The sequence below is a fragment of the Elstera cyanobacteriorum genome (assembly GCF_002251735.1).
GTDB classification, from domain to species: domain Bacteria; phylum Pseudomonadota; class Alphaproteobacteria; order Elsterales; family Elsteraceae; genus Elstera; species Elstera cyanobacteriorum.
The window spans coordinates 125,885-141,742 of sequence record NZ_NOXS01000032.1; the positions used below are offsets into that span (position 1 = coordinate 125,885).

At 60.7% G+C, this 15,858-nt stretch carries 20 protein-coding genes; 7 read left to right on the forward strand and 13 right to left on the reverse strand.

All coding sequences use genetic code 11. From position 1 onward, the window contains the following. The first annotated feature begins 6 nt into the window (after nucleotides 1–6). The 6 genes from CHR90_RS09660 (at nucleotide 7) to CHR90_RS09685 (ending at nucleotide 4,311) form a co-directional block, all read left to right on the forward strand. Nucleotides 7–711 (forward strand): biotin--[acetyl-CoA-carboxylase] ligase, encoded by a 705-nt coding sequence (locus CHR90_RS09660; RefSeq protein WP_212668663.1) that lies wholly within the window; start codon nucleotides 7–9, stop codon nucleotides 709–711. 10 nt (nucleotides 712–721) lie between these two features. Next, the gene (locus CHR90_RS09665) at nucleotides 722–1,498 is read left to right on the forward strand and encodes a type III pantothenate kinase (RefSeq protein WP_094408798.1); all 777 of its coding nucleotides are present in this window, start codon (nucleotides 722–724) and stop codon (nucleotides 1,496–1,498) included. Then, nucleotides 1,495–3,189, forward strand: a complete 1,695-nt coding sequence (locus tag CHR90_RS09670) for a ribonuclease J (RefSeq protein ID WP_094408799.1) — start codon at nucleotides 1,495–1,497, stop codon at nucleotides 3,187–3,189. Before CHR90_RS09665 ends, CHR90_RS09670 begins: the two co-directional genes overlap by 4 nt. 22 nt (nucleotides 3,190–3,211) lie before the next feature. Then, nucleotides 3,212–3,622 (forward strand): methylmalonyl-CoA epimerase, encoded by a 411-nt coding sequence (gene mce, locus CHR90_RS09675; RefSeq protein ID WP_094408800.1) that lies wholly within the window; start codon nucleotides 3,212–3,214, stop codon nucleotides 3,620–3,622. A 1-nt stretch (nucleotide 3,623) separates the two neighbouring features. Then, nucleotides 3,624–3,881: a DUF1467 family protein gene (locus tag CHR90_RS09680; RefSeq protein WP_094408801.1), complete on the forward strand. Its 258-nt coding sequence runs from the start codon at nucleotides 3,624–3,626 to the stop codon at nucleotides 3,879–3,881. A 97-nt stretch (nucleotides 3,882–3,978) separates the two neighbouring features. After that, on the forward strand, nucleotides 3,979–4,311 hold the full coding sequence (locus CHR90_RS09685; RefSeq protein WP_094408802.1) for a DUF2794 domain-containing protein: 333 nt from the start codon (nucleotides 3,979–3,981) through the stop codon (nucleotides 4,309–4,311). On the opposite strand, the gene CHR90_RS09690 is transcribed toward CHR90_RS09685, so the two are convergent. The 6 genes from CHR90_RS09690 to CHR90_RS09715 form a co-directional block, all read right to left on the reverse strand. Continuing rightward, nucleotides 4,312–4,881: a hypothetical protein gene (locus tag CHR90_RS09690; protein WP_094408803.1), complete on the reverse strand. Its 570-nt coding sequence runs from the start codon at nucleotides 4,879–4,881 to the stop codon at nucleotides 4,312–4,314. A 34-nt stretch (nucleotides 4,882–4,915) separates the two neighbouring features. Continuing rightward, a complete protein-coding gene (locus CHR90_RS09695) occupies nucleotides 4,916–5,632 on the reverse strand; it encodes an ATP-binding protein (protein ID WP_141210916.1) in 717 nt (238 codons plus the stop codon). Nucleotides 5,633–5,821: 189 nt separating this feature from the next. Continuing rightward, complete coding sequence (locus CHR90_RS09700) at nucleotides 5,822–6,148, reverse strand: STAS domain-containing protein (protein ID WP_170941363.1); 327 nt, start codon at nucleotides 6,146–6,148, stop codon at nucleotides 5,822–5,824. Nucleotides 6,149–6,296: 148 nt separating this feature from the next. Further along, the gene (locus tag CHR90_RS09705; RefSeq protein WP_094408806.1) at nucleotides 6,297–6,878 is read right to left on the reverse strand and encodes a septation protein A; all 582 of its coding nucleotides are present in this window, start codon (nucleotides 6,876–6,878) and stop codon (nucleotides 6,297–6,299) included. Between the two features lie 91 nt (nucleotides 6,879–6,969). Beyond that, nucleotides 6,970–7,602 carry an NAD(P)H-dependent oxidoreductase gene (locus CHR90_RS09710; RefSeq protein WP_094408807.1) on the reverse strand — a complete coding sequence of 211 codons (633 nt, stop codon included), beginning with the start codon at nucleotides 7,600–7,602 and terminating at the stop codon, nucleotides 6,970–6,972. Nucleotides 7,603–7,687: 85 nt separating this feature from the next. Next, on the reverse strand, nucleotides 7,688–8,101 hold the full coding sequence (locus tag CHR90_RS09715) for a winged helix-turn-helix transcriptional regulator (RefSeq protein WP_094408808.1): 414 nt from the start codon (nucleotides 8,099–8,101) through the stop codon (nucleotides 7,688–7,690). A 141-nt stretch (nucleotides 8,102–8,242) separates the two neighbouring features. On the opposite strand from CHR90_RS09715, the gene CHR90_RS09720 reads away from it, so the two are divergent. Next, nucleotides 8,243–9,127 (forward strand): SDR family oxidoreductase, encoded by an 885-nt coding sequence (locus CHR90_RS09720; protein ID WP_212668664.1) that lies wholly within the window; start codon nucleotides 8,243–8,245, stop codon nucleotides 9,125–9,127. A gap of 3 nt (nucleotides 9,128–9,130) precedes the next feature. On the opposite strand, the gene CHR90_RS09725 is transcribed toward CHR90_RS09720, so the two are convergent. From CHR90_RS09725 to CHR90_RS09750, 7 genes are all read right to left on the reverse strand, one after another. Beyond that, the gene (locus CHR90_RS09725) at nucleotides 9,131–10,009 is read right to left on the reverse strand and encodes an alpha/beta fold hydrolase (protein ID WP_170941364.1); all 879 of its coding nucleotides are present in this window, start codon (nucleotides 10,007–10,009) and stop codon (nucleotides 9,131–9,133) included. Then, the gene (locus CHR90_RS09730) at nucleotides 10,002–10,460 is read right to left on the reverse strand and encodes a GNAT family N-acetyltransferase (protein ID WP_094408811.1); all 459 of its coding nucleotides are present in this window, start codon (nucleotides 10,458–10,460) and stop codon (nucleotides 10,002–10,004) included. Before CHR90_RS09730 ends, CHR90_RS09725 begins: the two co-directional genes overlap by 8 nt. A gap of 62 nt (nucleotides 10,461–10,522) precedes the next feature. Then, nucleotides 10,523–11,470, reverse strand: coding sequence for a hypothetical protein (locus tag CHR90_RS19210; protein WP_141210917.1), 948 nt, complete (start codon nucleotides 11,468–11,470; stop codon nucleotides 10,523–10,525). A 258-nt stretch (nucleotides 11,471–11,728) separates the two neighbouring features. Then, complete coding sequence (gene guaA / locus CHR90_RS09735) at nucleotides 11,729–13,300, reverse strand: glutamine-hydrolyzing GMP synthase (RefSeq protein ID WP_094408812.1); 1,572 nt, start codon at nucleotides 13,298–13,300, stop codon at nucleotides 11,729–11,731. Nucleotides 13,301–13,326: 26 nt separating this feature from the next. Continuing rightward, nucleotides 13,327–13,899, reverse strand: a complete 573-nt coding sequence (locus CHR90_RS09740) for a GNAT family N-acetyltransferase (RefSeq protein ID WP_170941365.1) — start codon at nucleotides 13,897–13,899, stop codon at nucleotides 13,327–13,329. 4 nt (nucleotides 13,900–13,903) lie between these two features. Then, complete coding sequence (locus CHR90_RS09745) at nucleotides 13,904–14,353, reverse strand: GNAT family N-acetyltransferase (protein WP_094408814.1); 450 nt, start codon at nucleotides 14,351–14,353, stop codon at nucleotides 13,904–13,906. Between the two features lie 129 nt (nucleotides 14,354–14,482). Beyond that, entirely contained in the window at nucleotides 14,483–15,853 is a 1,371-nt protein-coding gene (locus tag CHR90_RS09750; RefSeq protein WP_094408815.1) for an RsmB/NOP family class I SAM-dependent RNA methyltransferase, read from the reverse strand. Between the last annotated feature and the right edge of the window lie 5 nt (nucleotides 15,854–15,858).

The window sequence follows — 15,858 nt, forward strand, 5'->3', positions numbered from 1 at the left end:
TGGCGGTTGCAGGATTTCGACAGCGTCGCCAGCACGATGGAGCTGGCGACGCAAGCGCTTTTAGAGGGGGAGGGCGAAGGCCTGATCCTGCGGGCGCGCGAACAAGTCTCCGGCCGGGGGCGGCAAGGCCGCCCGTGGCGTAGCCCGCCCGGCAACCTCTACATGTCTATCCTGATTGACCCGGCGCCGCGCTTGGCCGAAACGGCGAACCTATCGTTCGTCGCAGGGCTCGCCGTTTGGCGGGCCATTGCCGATCTTATTCCTGGGGCGGGGCTTCGACTGAAATGGCCGAACGATGTCTTGCTCGATGGGGCGAAGCTCGCCGGGCTATTGCTCGAAGTGCCTTATGCTGGGAAACCCGCCGTGCTTGGGCTAGGCCTCAATCTGCGCACCGCGCCGACCGATACCCCCTATCCGGCGACCAGCCTGCCCCCCCGGGCGACCGGCCCGGTAGACCGGGACGAGGCGACGGAAGCGATTGCCCTTCGGCTCGCTGAAACCTTGCGCCAATGGCGGCAGGAGGGGTTCGCCAGTATCCGCGCCGATTGGCAGGCCGTCGCTCATCCCATTGGAACGCCGCTTACGGTTCGTCTCGCCCCCGAAACGGTGCTGAAGGGCACGTTCGACGGGTTGGGGGAGGATGGGCATCTGCGCCTGCAAACCGCCGATGGTCTGCGCGCCATTCCGGCGGGTGATGTGATTCTCGCTTAGGATTTCAGCCATGCTGCTGGCCATTGACGCCGGGAATACCAATACCGAATTTGCGCTGATCGACGGAACCGAGGTCTGCAATTCCTGGCGTATCGCCACCGATCCGCGCCGCACGGCCGACGAATATGCCGTTTGGCTGACCCAGTTGATGGCGCTCGACGGGATCGACCGCAGTATGGTTACGGCCAGTATCGTGGCAACCGTGGTGCCGGAAGCGCTGTTTAATCTCACCGGCCTATGTCGTAAGTATTTCAATGGCTTGCCGTTGATTGTTGGCGACCCATCGGTGAAGATGACCATTCGCGCCGCGACCGACCGACCGGAGGAGGTTGGGGCAGACCGGCTCGTCACCGCGCTGGCGGCGCGCGATACCTATGGTTGCCCGCTGATCGTCGTTGATTTCGGTACCGCAACGACCTTTGATGTGGTTGATGCAGATGGGAATTTTGCCGGCGGCGTTATCGCCCCAGGGATCAACCTGTCGCTGCAAGCGCTTTATATGGCCGCCGCCAAACTGCCGCGCGTCGCCATCCGCCCCACCCCGACCGTGATCGCCCGCAGTACGGTCCCGGCCATGCAGTCCGGCGTCTTTTGGGGCTATATCGGCATGATCGAAGGGTTGGTGCAGCGGATGCGCGCCGAGCTTGGACAGAATGTCCCCGTTGTTGCAACTGGGGGGCTTGCCCCTATGTTTGCGGGCGCGACGGACCATATAACCCATATCGACCGCGATCTCATCATGCGCGGTCTCGTGACACTCTATCAGCATAATCGTTTGGAATCATGATCGACGGCACCCCCTTGCACTCCGCCATTGCCGCCCGCGGCGAACTTCTCTTCCTGCCATTGGGGGGCGCGGGGGAGATCGGGATGAACCTCAACCTCTTCGGCTACAACGGCCAATGGGTGATGGTTGATCTTGGTGTGACCTTCGGCGACGATAGTCAGCCATCGATCGACGTGATCATGCCCGATCCGGTCTTCATCGCCGAACGGCGCGATGCCTTGCTGGGGATCGTGCTGACCCATGCCCATGAAGATCATATCGGCGCGGTTCCGCACCTGTGGCGCCGCCTGGGCGCGCCGCCGATCTATTGTACGCCGTTCACGGCCAGTGTTCTGCGCCGTAAGCTGCCTGAATATGGGTTGGCGCGCGACGTGGTGATCCACGAGGTTCCCCTGTCGGGGGATTTCAGCCTGGGGCCGTTCCGCTTCCAGATGATCACCCTGACGCATTCGATCCCCGAACCGAACGCCCTGGCGATCCACACGCCCGTCGGCACCGTGCTGCACACGGGGGATTGGAAATTCGATCCCGAGCCTTTGGTCGGTCAAGTCACCGACTTCGACACGCTGAAGGCTTTGGGCGATAAAGGCATTCTGGCCCTGGTCGGCGATTCCACCAATGTCTTCAAACCGGGCGAAGCCGGATCGGAAGCCGCGGTGCGTGCCAGCCTGACGGAGTTGATCGGCCAGTTTAACAACCGGGTTGCCGTCGCCTGTTTCGCCTCTAACGTCGCGCGGTTGGAGAGCATTGTCATGGCCGCCGCTGCCCACGGGCGGCGGGTGGCGCTGGTTGGGCGCTCGCTGCACCGGATGGTCGAAAGCGCGCGGGAAAATGGCTATCTTGCCGATCTGCCGCCGCTGGTCTCCGAGGACGAGGTTGGGTATTTACCGCCCGAAGAAGTGCTGCTGCTCTGCACCGGCAGCCAGGGCGAACAGCGTGCGGCCCTTGCCCGGATCGCGGCCAACGATCACCCCCATGTCGTGCTGGAAGAGGGCGATGCGGTCATTTTCTCCTCCCGCATCATTCCAGGGAACGAGAAATCCATCGGGCGCCTGCACGATAAGCTGATCAAGCAGGGCATCGAAGTGGTGACGGAGCAGGACCACTTCATCCATGTCTCCGGCCATCCGGCGCGCGACGAATTGGCCCGGATGTATGCGCTAACCCGCCCGAAGATCGCCGTGCCCGTGCATGGCGAACTGCGCCATCTTTACGAGCATGCCGAGCTCGCTCGCGAGTGCCAGGTGCCCACCGCCGTCGTCGTTGAAAACGGCGACGTGCTGCGCCTTGCGCCGGGTGAGCCGATGGTGCTCGACAAGGTTCCGACCGGGCGCCTTGCGGTCGATGGCAGCCGGTTGGTTCCCCTGGGCGGGGCGGAGCTGAAGCAGCGCCTGCGCATGACCTATAATGGTATGGCGGTCGCCACCCTTGTGCTCGATAAGCGCGGGAACTTACAGACCGATCCGGTGCTGACCCTGCACGGGCTGGTCGATGCCGAGCAGGACGAGGCGCAAATCCTGATCGATAAGGCGCTTGATGCCATCGAGGATGTGGTGGAAACCTTCGCTGCCAGTGGTCGGGGCGGGGAGGATACGGTGCTGCGCGACGCGGTAAAGGCGGCAGTGCGGCGCATTGTCCATAGCGCCATCGGGTTGAAGCCGGTAACAGAGGTCCATCTCATTCGTCTTTAAACCCTGGGGAGGGATGCCAAGAATGATCGGACGCTTGAACCATGTCGCCATCGTCGTACCGGATCTGGCTGCGGCGAGTGCGCTCTATAGCACTGGCCTCGGCGCGACGGTATCGGCCCCGGTCGATCTGCCGGAACATGGGGTAACGACGGTTTTCGTGATGTTGCCCAATACGAAGATCGAACTGCTGCATCCCTTGGGCGAAAATTCGCCCATTGCCGGGTTTCTGGCGAAGAATCCGGCGGGCGGCATGCATCATGTCTGTTACGAGGTAACCGATATTCTAGCCGCGCGGGATCACCTGAAAGCCCAGGGTGCGCGCGTGCTGGGCGACGGTGAACCGAAGATCGGCGCGCACGGACTGCCGGTGCTGTTCCTACATCCGAAGGATTTCTGCGGGACGTTGGTCGAATTGGAACAGGTGGCAGCTTAAAATGAATTGGGTTTCCGGGGTCGTCGTTTACGTTATCACCTGGTGGGTCGTGCTTTTCGCTGTTCTGCCGTGGCGCGTAACTCCCGCCAGCCAAAAGGTTGAAGGCGCGATGGCGGGCGCCCCGGATAACCCGCATATTCTGTATAAAGTGCTCTGGACAACAATCATTTCGACGGTCGTTTTCCTCGGCATTTATGCCCTGGTCGCGTCTAACCTGATTTCTTTTCAGGATATGGCCGATCAATTGGGCCGCGAATAGGGGCTGGACGCCCCCAGCCCGATCCGTCATGCTTCGGTAACAATCTCTGAAAAGCCGGGGGTAACGCCCCGGTCGCCGAAGGGAGAGTTCGCCACGCATGACCGGGCTGATCCATCTGTCCGACTTCAGGCCGAACCGTCACCGGGTGACGTTCAATCGGGCCGAGCTTCAGGAAATTCTTAATCTCTATAGCCGTCGCGTTTCCCGGGGGGAGTGGCGGGACTATGCCATCGACATGGGCAATGGCGTTGCCATGTTCTCTATTTTCCGCTCGTCGTTTGAACTGCCGCTCTACAGCATTGTTAAGCGGGCCAGCGGGCGGCAAACCGATTATGTTTTGATGAGCGGACGGCAGAAACTTCGGCAGGAAAGAAGCCTAGCGGAGCTTCTCGCTTACCTTGATGCGCGCGCGCTGTCGCTCGTTAAATAACTACCGGCGAGCGCCCGACATTTGGGCGATCACGCCGCGCAGATAGTCCACATCCTGTTGCAGGCGCTTAATTTGCGCACTTGCAACCTGGATTTCATAGGATTGGACTTCCAGATCCTTGGAGAGCCGCTTGACGGCGCTTGGATCAACCGCGTCGGCGGGGGCTTGTTCGGCCGGGGCGGCGCCCTCGGTGGCCTGGGCATCGGTTGCGTCCGACGCCGGGGCGGCGGCGGCCGATTCGGCCGCCTTCAGTTTCGCCGCCTGTTCCTGCACCTTTTGGGCCGTTGCCAGCAGTTCCTGATGCGTATTGCGCAGGCGAAGTTTGCGCGCCTCCAGGTCTTTTTCGCTGGTGCGCAGCATCTGTTCGCGCGCCGCCAAATCCCGCTGCAGGCTGGTGCGATATTCTACCTGCTGTTCAATCGCGGAGGAGGCGGCCCGTTCCCGCGCGGCGGTGCTGTCGGCCCCCGAGGCCGTGCCGCCAATCGTTGGCAGCGCCTGTTGGGCGTGCGCCGTTATCGACAGAAGACCAACTGCCGCCGTGGCGGTAAGAACAAGAAAAGTCCGGGGCATGAGCGTCAGTCCTGACTGTTTCGGCGCTGCGGCATTATGCAACGACGGCAAAGCCCAGGTCGAGCCTGCGCCCGCCATTGCGGTGCCGAATTCGGTCCGCCATGGCCGAGGTAACGAGCAGGCCACGCCCGCTAGGCAGACCGAAGGCATCTTCGTCGTCGTGCGGTTCGGCGGCAACCCGGCGCGTTTTTTCGAACCCATGCCCTTCGTCCAGCACTTCCAGCGTCAGCCAGCCCGCCGACATGCGGGCAAACAGGCAGACCGAGCGGCTGGCAAAACTATCATCATGCAGGCGATGGTCGAGGTGATCGACATAATCGGCGTAAGCATCGCCGCTCGCGCGCAAATCCTTATTGGCTTCCAGATTGCCGTGCAACAGCGCGTTGGCCATTGCTTCGGCCAAAGCAACTTCAATGCGCCAAATCAGCGATTCGTTGAAAAAGCCCGTTTCGGTCAGCGCGGCAGCAATCGCCGCCGCCGGCTCCACCCGATAGGCGGTGGAAGTCGAGAGGCAGAGGCCAATAAAAGTGCCGCGCCGGGCCGCCAAGCGGCAAAAAGCGGCCAATTGCCCCGGCGCAAGCCCCGCTTCAAAACAGAAGGCTGGTAGTTCCTGAACGGCAGCCATCATGCGGGCTTCGCTGATCCGATCCCCCATAACCCGGATGCGGCGACGGCTTCCACTCCCCAGGCTAGACATAGTGCTATGCCGCAGGGCGCTCGCGGTGCGCGCCGCCACAGGGTCGGTTTCCACGCGCTTTTCCCCGAAAGTCTCTAGCGAAAGAGCTTCCAGAGCTTCGCGCGATAGTCCGTCCGCAACCAGACTCACCGATGAGAATGGGGAGAGGGACACAGAGCCTCCGTGTTCGTCCGACGAATTGGGCCGCGCAAGCGCCGACCGCGTGTCAAAGGAGTGAGTCACCCGCCAATCCTAGGGCTGACCCTATGATTGAATGGTAAATATCTTGTCGAATTTTGCGACTTCAAGCATGCGGCGCACATTTTCTGGCGGGCGCTGAAGCACCACCGCCGCATTGAAAACTTGCGCCTTCTGCTTGGCAATCAGCAGCATTCCCAGGCCAGCCGAATCGATGAACTCGACGCCGCTCAGGTCGAATTCGTAGGAGCCGACCTTGTTTTTCAGAAGTTCATCAAGGAATTCTTTATATTCCCGATGAAATTTAAAGGTCAGCCGCCCCGTAATTTTGATCTTGGCGCTATTGTCTTTGATATCGACTGTATATTGCATCGGGTCCTCGAAGTGAGTCATCCGGCAACGCTCACAGGCTGCCGCTACCATCCCTTACCATACCCGATTTGCAGAAAGCGCAGAGCGGGTTCCTGTCTGTTGTGCGCCTTTTCGCCCCGGAAGGCAACCACACTTAGCAAACGCTTTTAATTTGAAACAAAAAAATCTCTTATATTCCAGCCGATTCCGACTCGTCGGTGCTTTTATAGCGAGTCATGAGAGGGGTTTGCGCCAGGGCAAAGACCAGCACGATCGGGATGAAGCCAAAGGTTTTCAGCATAACCCATTGATCAGTCGTTAAAATACGCCAAGCGATCTCATTAATCCCGGCGAGACAGACGAAGAAGGCCGCCCAACGCCAGGTGAGCAGCGTCCAGCCTTTTTCTGTTAAGGAGAGCATCGGACCGAAAGCGATTTGCAAAGGCTGACGCCCAAGCAGGCGGCCCCCCGCCAAGAGAAGGGCGAATAGCCCATAGATCAGCGTCGGCTTCATTTTAATGAAGGTTTCATCGGCCAACAGCAGGGTCAGGCCGCCAAAGATGACGACCAGCACCACATTCAACAGCGGCATGACCGGCACCCGCCGCTCCAGCCGCCAGAGCACGGCAAAGCAGATGACCGACGCCACCACCAGCACCCCGGTGGCCGTCAACAAATCGCTCCGGCCATAGGTGATGAAAAACAGCAGCAGCGGCCCAAAATCGAGCAGCAGCTTGATATAACCGGCGGGTTTCGGGGCGGGGTCGGTCATTGCGGCCTCAAGCGCTTAGAAAATCAAGGCCGAGACTATTCGCGATCTTTGCGGCGAAAGCGAGTCGAGACTGCGCCGCCCCGGTTCCCGGTTAGGCCACTTCAGTCACGAATTGATCGCGCGGACGGCGAACTTTCTTCAGCGGTGCCAGCCAATCCTTCTCCACCTCGCGGTAACCGAGCGGCAGGATCGCCACCGACCGCAGACCCCGCGCGCGCAGCCCCAGAATCTCATCGAGTTTATCCGGCTCGAACCCCTCCATCGGGGTCGAATCGACACCTTCAAAGGCGGCAGCGGTCAACGCCAGCCCAAGGCCGATATAGGCCTGTCGCGCCGCATGTTCGAAATTCACCTGGGCGTCGCGCTGCGGATAGGTGTTCAGCAGCATCTTGCGGTAATTTTCCCAGCCCTCGCTGGTAAAATTCCGCTCTTGGTTCACAAAATCGAACATGCTGTTGATCCGGTCCGCCGTGTAGGTGTCCCAGGCGGCGAAAACCAACAGGTGCGAGCCATCAGTAATCTGGGCCTGATTCCAGGCAATCGCCTTGATCTTTTCACGCACCTCCGGGTTGGTGACGACGATCACTTCGAACGGCTGCAAACCGCTCGAGGTCGGGGCGAGACGAACGGCTTCGATGATCCGGTCCACCTTATCCTGCGGCACGGCCTTCGCCGTATCCATCTTTTTCGTCGCGTAACGCCAGTTGAGTTTTTCGAGCAGCATGACGGGCCTCTCATTAGTGAACGCCGTTAATCGGCGGAGAGGCTGACATAGGGGTGCAGCGATACCGTTACAAGATCAGTTACTATTAAGCGTCCAATGGGTCCATTGCTTCCGCAGTTTCTGCGTCAAACTGTCGCCGGGCATCCCGGATCGTCTGATGGTTTTCTTCGGCCCAATTCAACGCCGGAACAAGCGCTTGATAGAGCGAATGGCCAAGCGGCGTTAGGCGATATTCCACCCCCGGCGGTTTGGTCGGGAAAACCCGACGTTCGATATAACCGTCACGTTGCAGAGTGCGAAGGGTCTGCGAGAGCATTCGTTGGGAAATATCCGGGACAAGGCGGCGCAGTTCGGCAAAGCGGTAGGGGTGTTCCGCCAACGCATCGAGTAGCAGCATCGCCCATTTTCCAGCAATCGGATCCATCACGTCGCGCACCGGGCATACCTCGGACAGGTCAACGAGCGGCAGGCGGGTGCTGAGGGGGGGACGCGTTGCCATGACGGGGGGTTCCTTTTCGATAACCAAGGGCCAAAAAACTGCCCTCTTTTCAGAGCGCGATAAATTACCTTTATAGAGCAAGTCTCTTTTTGAGAGCACATCTCGTTTTATCTCTTACCGCATCGTGCCTAGGAAATCATCATGGCAAAACTTCTCGTGACCGGCGCAACCGGCCAGCTTGGTCGGGGCGTGCTTCAGCATCTGCTGACGACCTATGGTGTCGCGCCGACCGATATCATCGCGGCCACCCGCAATCCGGCGGCCTTGGCCGATCTAACCGCCAAGGGCGTTGAAATCCGCGCAGCGGATTTCGACAATCCGGCAGCCTTGGTGCAGGCGTTCCAGGGGGTTAATCGGGTGCTGATCATCTCCACCTCCGAACTCGCTGTGCCGGGCAAACGCCTTCAGCAGCAATCAGCCGCCGTTGCGGCGGCGGCGAAAGCGGGAGTGGCGCATATCGTCTACACGTCGATGCCGAACCCGGCTAACTCGCTCGTGACCTTTGCCCCCGATCATCTGGGGACTGAAAAAGCCATTCAGGCCAGCGGGGTGCGCTATACGATCCTGCGCAATTCCTGGTACACGGATAATTATCTCCTCTCGCTGCCCCATGTGCTGGCGACCGGCACCTGGTACACGGCGACGGGCGAGGGGCGGACGCCCAACATTAGCCGCAATGATTGCGCCCGGGCCGCCGCCGCCGCGCTGGCCAATCCACCCGCCGGAAACGCTATTCTGACGCTGACCGGCCCGGAATCCCTGACGATTGCCGAGGTTGCCGCCCAGGTCAGCGCCGTGACGGGTAAGGCGATTACCGTGCAGCAGGTGCCCAATGCCGCCTTTGCCGCAGGGCTTGAAAGCGCAGGCCTGCCGCCGTTTCTGGCAACGGCCCTGGCGTCGGCGGATGCCAATACTCAGGCCGGAAATTTCGACCTGCTGACCGGCGACTATCAAACCCTGACCGGGCAGGCGCCACAAACTGTTAGGGCGTTCCTGGAGGCCCATAAGGCTGCGCTGCTCGGTTAAGCCTTACAGCGCGTCGAGAAAAGCGGCGACCGTCTGCCGGATCGGATGCAGATGGCTGAATAGAGCCATATGTTCGGCCCCCGTTAGGGGGACAAACCGCGCTTGCGGCAGACGGTCGGCTAACGCGCGGGCCTGATCGACGGGGACGATCGGGTCCGCCGTCCCATGCAGCAGCAAAAGCGGTGCGGTAAGCGGCAGGGCGGCGGGCAGGGTGAAACCCTGACAGGCGGCGATATCGTTCAAGGTGCCGGGCAACCGCTGCGGGATCGCCGTCATCACGCTTCGCTGCAAACGGGCGAGCAGCGGCCCGGCCACTGGATCGGCCAGAGTGGCCGCACAAAGATCGGGGTCGCTGATCCCGCGCGCCGCTGCCCGGCGAGGATTTCGCCGCAGCGCCCAACGGCCTAAGGCAGCAAGACCGGGCAGCCGCGCGAAGAGTTTGAAGCGTTTCAGCCGTTTCAGCGCCGCCTCCGGCACCGGCAGAGGACCGGCACAGGCCGAAATCAACACAAGCCCCCGGCACAGGTCCGGGTGCCTAAGGCCGAACTGCAGCGCCGACGGCCCACCCGCCGAAATCGCCACGACGAGACACGCGGTGATCCCGAGGCGGCGCAACAGCGCCGCATAGGCATCGGCTTGGGCTACCGGCGTTTCCCGGCCTGCCAAGGCGGAGGCAAAATACCCCGGGCGGGCGACAATAATCCGCCGAAACGCCCGATCCGGCGGTAGGGCGGCCTCGGCTAAAATCGCCCCCTGGTCGATCCCACCGAACCCGCCGTGCAGCACGAGCACGGCCGGGCCGACGCCTTCATCGGTAAAGGCCAACCCTTCGACCAGATCATGTCGCGCCGCCCGCATCGCCCCGTGCCCCAGCTTACGCATGACGGTAGACGATAAACCCAGATTTCTCGGCAAGTCGGTCATAGAGGCGCTGGGCGGTGATATTCGTCTCATGGGTTTGCCAATACACCCGCGCCGCGCCCGCCTTGGCCGCGTCAGCATAAACGGCGCGGATCAGGGCTTCCCCAACGCCGCGACCGCGCGCGGCTTCTGCCGTAAACAGATCTTGCAAATAGCAGTTCGGCCCGATGGCAACGGTCGTGCGGTGATAGAGATAATGGGTCAGGCCGATCAACCGCCCCTCCGCCTCAGCGACCAGGGCGTGCATCGGCTCATAGGCATCGAAAAACCGCTGCCACGTGGTACGGGTAATCTCCTCCGGCAGCGCCGTCGCCCCGGCCCGACCGTAAAAAGCATTATACCCGTCCCAAAGCGGTTTCCACTGATCATAGTCGGTCGGACGCGCAGGGCGGATGATGATACTGGTTGGCATTGCCGAACCCTTTCAAAGAAACGCCACTACACGCCATTATATGCTTACTATTCATACCAAGTCTAATGCCCAATAAATGCCTGGGTAGAAGCCCGGATAGCTCCTTTCTCATCCTGTTCAAGCCAGAGTAGGGCGTGCTTGAAAGAACCTCGATTTGTGGCTAACCAATTACCAATAGTACTAGCACGGCGACTTTCAATGTTGCTTGCGTCCAATTTGATCAACCAAGCCTCCACCCCCAGAAAAGCAGGAAGAAACCTACTTAATTGACAATATGCGCCGGCCGCAAGATCTGCTATCGCAGCGACGTCCTCCGACCAATAAGGAGCAATAGGTGACTCTGTGGTTCCGAATTGGTGATCTGCTGGCTGCCGCCAGCCTGTGAAGCCAAAGGTGAGGTAGCTGGCTAGGCGTGCGAATTTTTCTCGCTTGTCATGACTATCAAGAGCCTCGTCATGATCACTTATCCAATTCGAAATTTGATTTTCGCTACGCAATCCCGCCAATATAAAAGCAACAAAACTAGCAAGTCGAAGCATCTTCTCTACGGTGCCACGATTTGAATTAACATCAAAACAATCCGGAAATGACCTAATAATAGCTTCCGGACCACCCAACATGAAACTTCCTATCCGTTTATCAATTAGCACTGTTATTAAATTTCCCTTTAAATTTCCTACTGTATTCAAAAAAGCTGGAAGCGCCCGCCAACGGACCGGTTCGTTTAGTTTCTTATACGAAATGCGTCTACCATCCGGAAGCCATTGTTTACGGAACTCAATTAATGATGGTAACCATTCCCTCAGCGCTTCATCAGTTGTAACAAGGAAAGAATATGCTTCATGGCTGGCTTCCTTGTGTTGCCCAGAGTAATCACTTGCAATAATCATCGCACCAGAGTCAACTGAAGCTAACATATCGTGATATTGATTCTCAGCAATACGAAGCGATTCGCTCAAGTTAAATAAATATCCTGAGCGCCTGTCAATAATATGCTTCCAAACTGCCATAGCTCAATCCCCAACAGATTGCTTCGAAATATCAGAAGTGACGTGACAAAATTTTTCCTCTTCCTTCACGTTACCATTAATAGGCAATCAACCCTAAGTAAAAACATTTCTTCCCTACCTAATATTTAAAACAGACAACAGGTTTCCCAATTGTTGACGTCAGTTTGAAAACTAGGGTCGGAAGCATCATCAAAAACTCTGCTAAGATGGCCAACGGATAGCAAATTGAGGGATGCGCTATGGCGTATCTCGTGCCCCTCACTCCCACTCAATCGTCCCCGGCGGCTTCGAGGTAATGTCGTAGCTCACCCGATTGATCCCGCGCACTTCGTTGATGATGCGCGTCGCCACCCGCCCCAAGAAATCGTGCGGGAAGGGGAAATAGTCGGCGGTCATCCCGTCGGTCGAGGTTACTGCGCGCAAGGCGCAGGCGTAATCATAGGTGCGGGCGTCGCCCATCACGCCCACGGTGCGCACCGGCAGCAGCACGGCGAAGGCCTGCCAAATCGCATCATAGAAGCCCGATTTGCGGATTTCATCGAGATAGACCGCATCGGCGGCCCGCAGAATATCCAGCTTCTCGCGGGTGATGTCGGTACCCGGCAGGCGGATGGCGAGGCCGGGGCCGGGGAAGGGGTGGCGGCCCACTAGGCTTTCCGGCAGCCCCAGTTCGCGGCCCAGCACGCGCACTTCGTCCTTAAACAGGTCGCGCAACGGCTCAACCAGCTTGAGGTTCATGCGGTCGGGTAGACCGCCGACGTTATGGTGCGATTTGATCGTGACGGACGGACCGCCGGTAAAGCTGACGCTTTCGATCACATCGGGGTATAGCGTGCCTTGTGCCAGGAAGGCGGCGCCGCCGATCTTGCGGGCTTCTTCTTCGAACACATCGATGAACAGCTTGCCGATGGTCTTGCGCTTCACTTCCGGGTCGATCTTGCCCGCAAGTTCGCCCAGGAACAGGTCGCTCGCATCGCGGTGGATCAGCGGAATATTGTAATGGTCGCGGAACAGGCTAACGACCTGTTCCGCCTCGCCGGTGCGCAGCAAGCCGTGATCGACGAAAACGCAGGTAAGCTGGTCGCCGATCGCCTGATGGATCAGGACAGCGGCGACGGAGGAATCTACCCCACCGGAAAGACCGCAGATGACCTTTTCCGTGCCAACCTGGGCGCGGATACGCTCGATCATCATTTCACGGAACCCGGCCATCGTCCACGCGCCGTGGCAGCCGCAAATATCTTTGACGAAGCGCGCCAGCAGCTTCGCGCCATCGGGGGTATGGGCCACTTCCGGGTGGAACTGCACTGCGTAGATTTTCCGCGCTTCATCGGCGACGGCGGCGAAGGGGGCATTGGCGGACGTGGCGACGACCGAAAAGCCCGGCGGCAGCGCCGTTACCCGGTCGCCGTGGCTCATCCACACTTGGTAGCTTTGCCCAACCTGCCAAATACCGTCGAACAGCGGGCAGGGGGCGGTTACGGTCACTTCCGCCCGGCCAAACTCGCGGTGATGGCCGCTTTCCACCGTGCCGCCCAATTGCGCGCAGATCGTCTGTTCGCCGTAGCAAATGCCAAGGATCGGCAGGCCTTGCTGATACACCCACTCCGGCGCGCGCGGCGTATGCTCCAAGGTCACAGAGGCCGGACCGCCCGACAGAATGATCCCCTTCGGCTTAAACGCAGCCAGCCGCGCCGGATCGGTATTGAAGGGCATCACCTCGCAGTAAACCCCGGCTTCGCGCACGCGGCGAGCAATAAGCTGGGTCACTTGGCTGCCGAAATCGAGGATGAGGATATTCTCGGCTTGCAGGGCGGGGTCGGTCGTCATGTCGCGTCTCTCTCGGGCTTCAGGCTTCAATCGCGGGACGGGCGGCAGGCGGCGCTGAGAGCAGCCGCGTCGGACCACAGAATGCGCTGCGTGCGCACGGTGATCCCGCCCAGGGGTTCAGTAATCTCGTCAGTCACTTGACCGCCGAGGCTCATGTAAAATTTCAGTGCCGGGGCATTGGTCGCCAAGACCCATAGCCAGACGTGCGGGGCAAGACCGGGGGTGCCGAGCGTATGGTCCGCCGTTCGCCGCAGCAACTCCCGCCCCAGGCCACGCCCGCGCCCGGTGGGATCGACGTGCAGATTATCGACATAGGCGCCGAGATAATCGCCGTAGGGGTCCACAGCTTTGCTCGCGTCATCCCCCCAAACCGAGATGAATCCCGCGAGGCTATCACCCTGTTCGGCCAGCAGAATGAGATCGGCAGGACGGGCGCGCGCCAGTTTTTCAGCCCATTGCGCCTGTTTTTCGAGGTCGAGCGGCCCGTCGAGATAGGCATCGGGCAATTGACCGCGATAGGCCGCCCGCCACGAGCGGGTATGGAGATCGGCGATCATCGGTGCATCGTCAGGCACCGCACGGCGGAAGCGCAACGCCACGGGGCTACTCCAGCAAAAGGGCCATATCGCGCCACTCATAGGCGACTTCTGGCAACCAGACGCCGCCGAAGCAATGGGCTTCGCGGTCGATGACTTTACCGCCGATACGATCATAGAAGGCACGAGCCTTGCTATTGCCTTCGAGTGCCCACAACAATAGCGACCGGCGATGTTGGGCCATCAGACCCTGGGCGGTTTGGCGCACCAGCGCCCGGCCAATGCCGTGGCCGCGCCAATCGGTATCGACATAGAGCGCGTAGATTTCCGCGTCATGCTCCCAGCTCGACCCGCGCACGGGGCCGAAGGCGGAAAAGCCGATGACTTTGCCGGTCGGGCCGACCGCCAACCAGGGAAACCCCATATCGCCAAAGCCGCCGCCGCGCGCCCCCAGCATCCGCCGCCATAGCACGCGATGATCCTCCAGCAGCGGGCCATCCAGCACGCTATCGGGCATCAAGCCCCGGAAGGAGTCGCGCCACCCATCCGTCTGGACGCGGGCGATGGCGCCATAATCCTCGCGCTGCGCCCGGCGCAGGCTCCAGCCCTGATCAACGGGAAGCGGGGATAGGGCGCGGCTGTACAGTTATTCCTCCCTCGGCGTAGGCGGGGTTGCCGCCGCCCGGCGGGCCAGAACGGCAGTGAAGAAACCATCCGTGCCGTGACGATGGGGCGTCAAGCGCAAATAGGGGCCTGGGGCGGGGCAGGGCGTCGCCACCTTCTCCGCCCAAATCGCCGTCACCGGAACAACCTCGAAATCGGGATGATCGGCCAAAAAGGCGTCGACGGAGGCTTCGTTTTCGTCCGGCAGTAGCGAACAGGTAGCATAGATCAGCCGCCCGCCCGGCTTTACCAGCTTTGCGGCATTGCCCAGAATCTCGCGCTGTTTCTGCGTCAGTTCGGCCACATCGTCCGGGCCGATGCGCCATTTCATATCCGGGTTGCGGCGCCAGGTGCCGGTGCCGGAACAGGGGGCATCGACCAATACTCGGTCGAACTTACCGGCTTGGCGCTTGAACCAACTGGCATTCTCGCCGCCAAGGGCGCGGCGTTCAACATTATGCACCCCCGCCCGGCGCAGGCGCGTCACGGCCCGCTCAAGGCGCTGAACCGAGATATCGGACGCGATCAACCGGCCCTTATTCGCCATATCGGCGGCCAGCGCCAGGGTTTTACCGCCCGCACCGGCGCAATAGTCGATCACCCATTGGCCGGGCTTGGCGTCGGCGAGCAGGGCGACGAGTTGCGAGCCTTCGTCCTGGATTTCCACCACGCCGTCTCGGAACGCGGGCAGGGCACCCAAGGCCGGGCGGCCTTCGACGCGCACCGCCAGTGGCGACCATTCACCCGGCGTTACCCGCAGCCCTTCGGCGGTCAGGCGGGCGAGAATAGCTTCCCGCGTGCCATGCAGCGCATTGATACGCAGATCGAGCGCGGCATTGGTATTGAGTGCCGCCAGTTCGGCTTCGTCGCCGTTGAACAGCGACGAGAGCGGCGCTTCCGACCATTGCGGGATTTCCACGCGCACCCACAGCGGCATGTCTGGGTGATCCAGCGGCACCGGGGCGCCGGTCTCGGTGCGCAGGGCGACGATCTGATCGACCAGACTGCGCTCCGCCCGCGACAGGGCGTGTGGGCGGTGGCCCTCGCCGTCGAAATTCTTTTCAAACTGCTCGGGGATCCACGCATCCGTCAGCAGCATATCCATAATGAACAGATGGCGCGGTACGACCGGCCCGGCTTCTGCCGGACGGGCCAGCAGGCGATTGACCCACCACTCCAGCCGCGCCCGCCGCCGCATCAGACCGTAAAAACGCTCCGAAATCGCCGTGCGGTCCTTAGCGCCAATATAGCGCCGGTCGCGGAAGTAGCGGGAGGCCGCCGCATCGGCGACGCCCCCCTGGCTGATGTCTTCCAAAAGATCGAGAGCGGCCTGGAGCCGCGCGGCGGGAGTCATCGGTA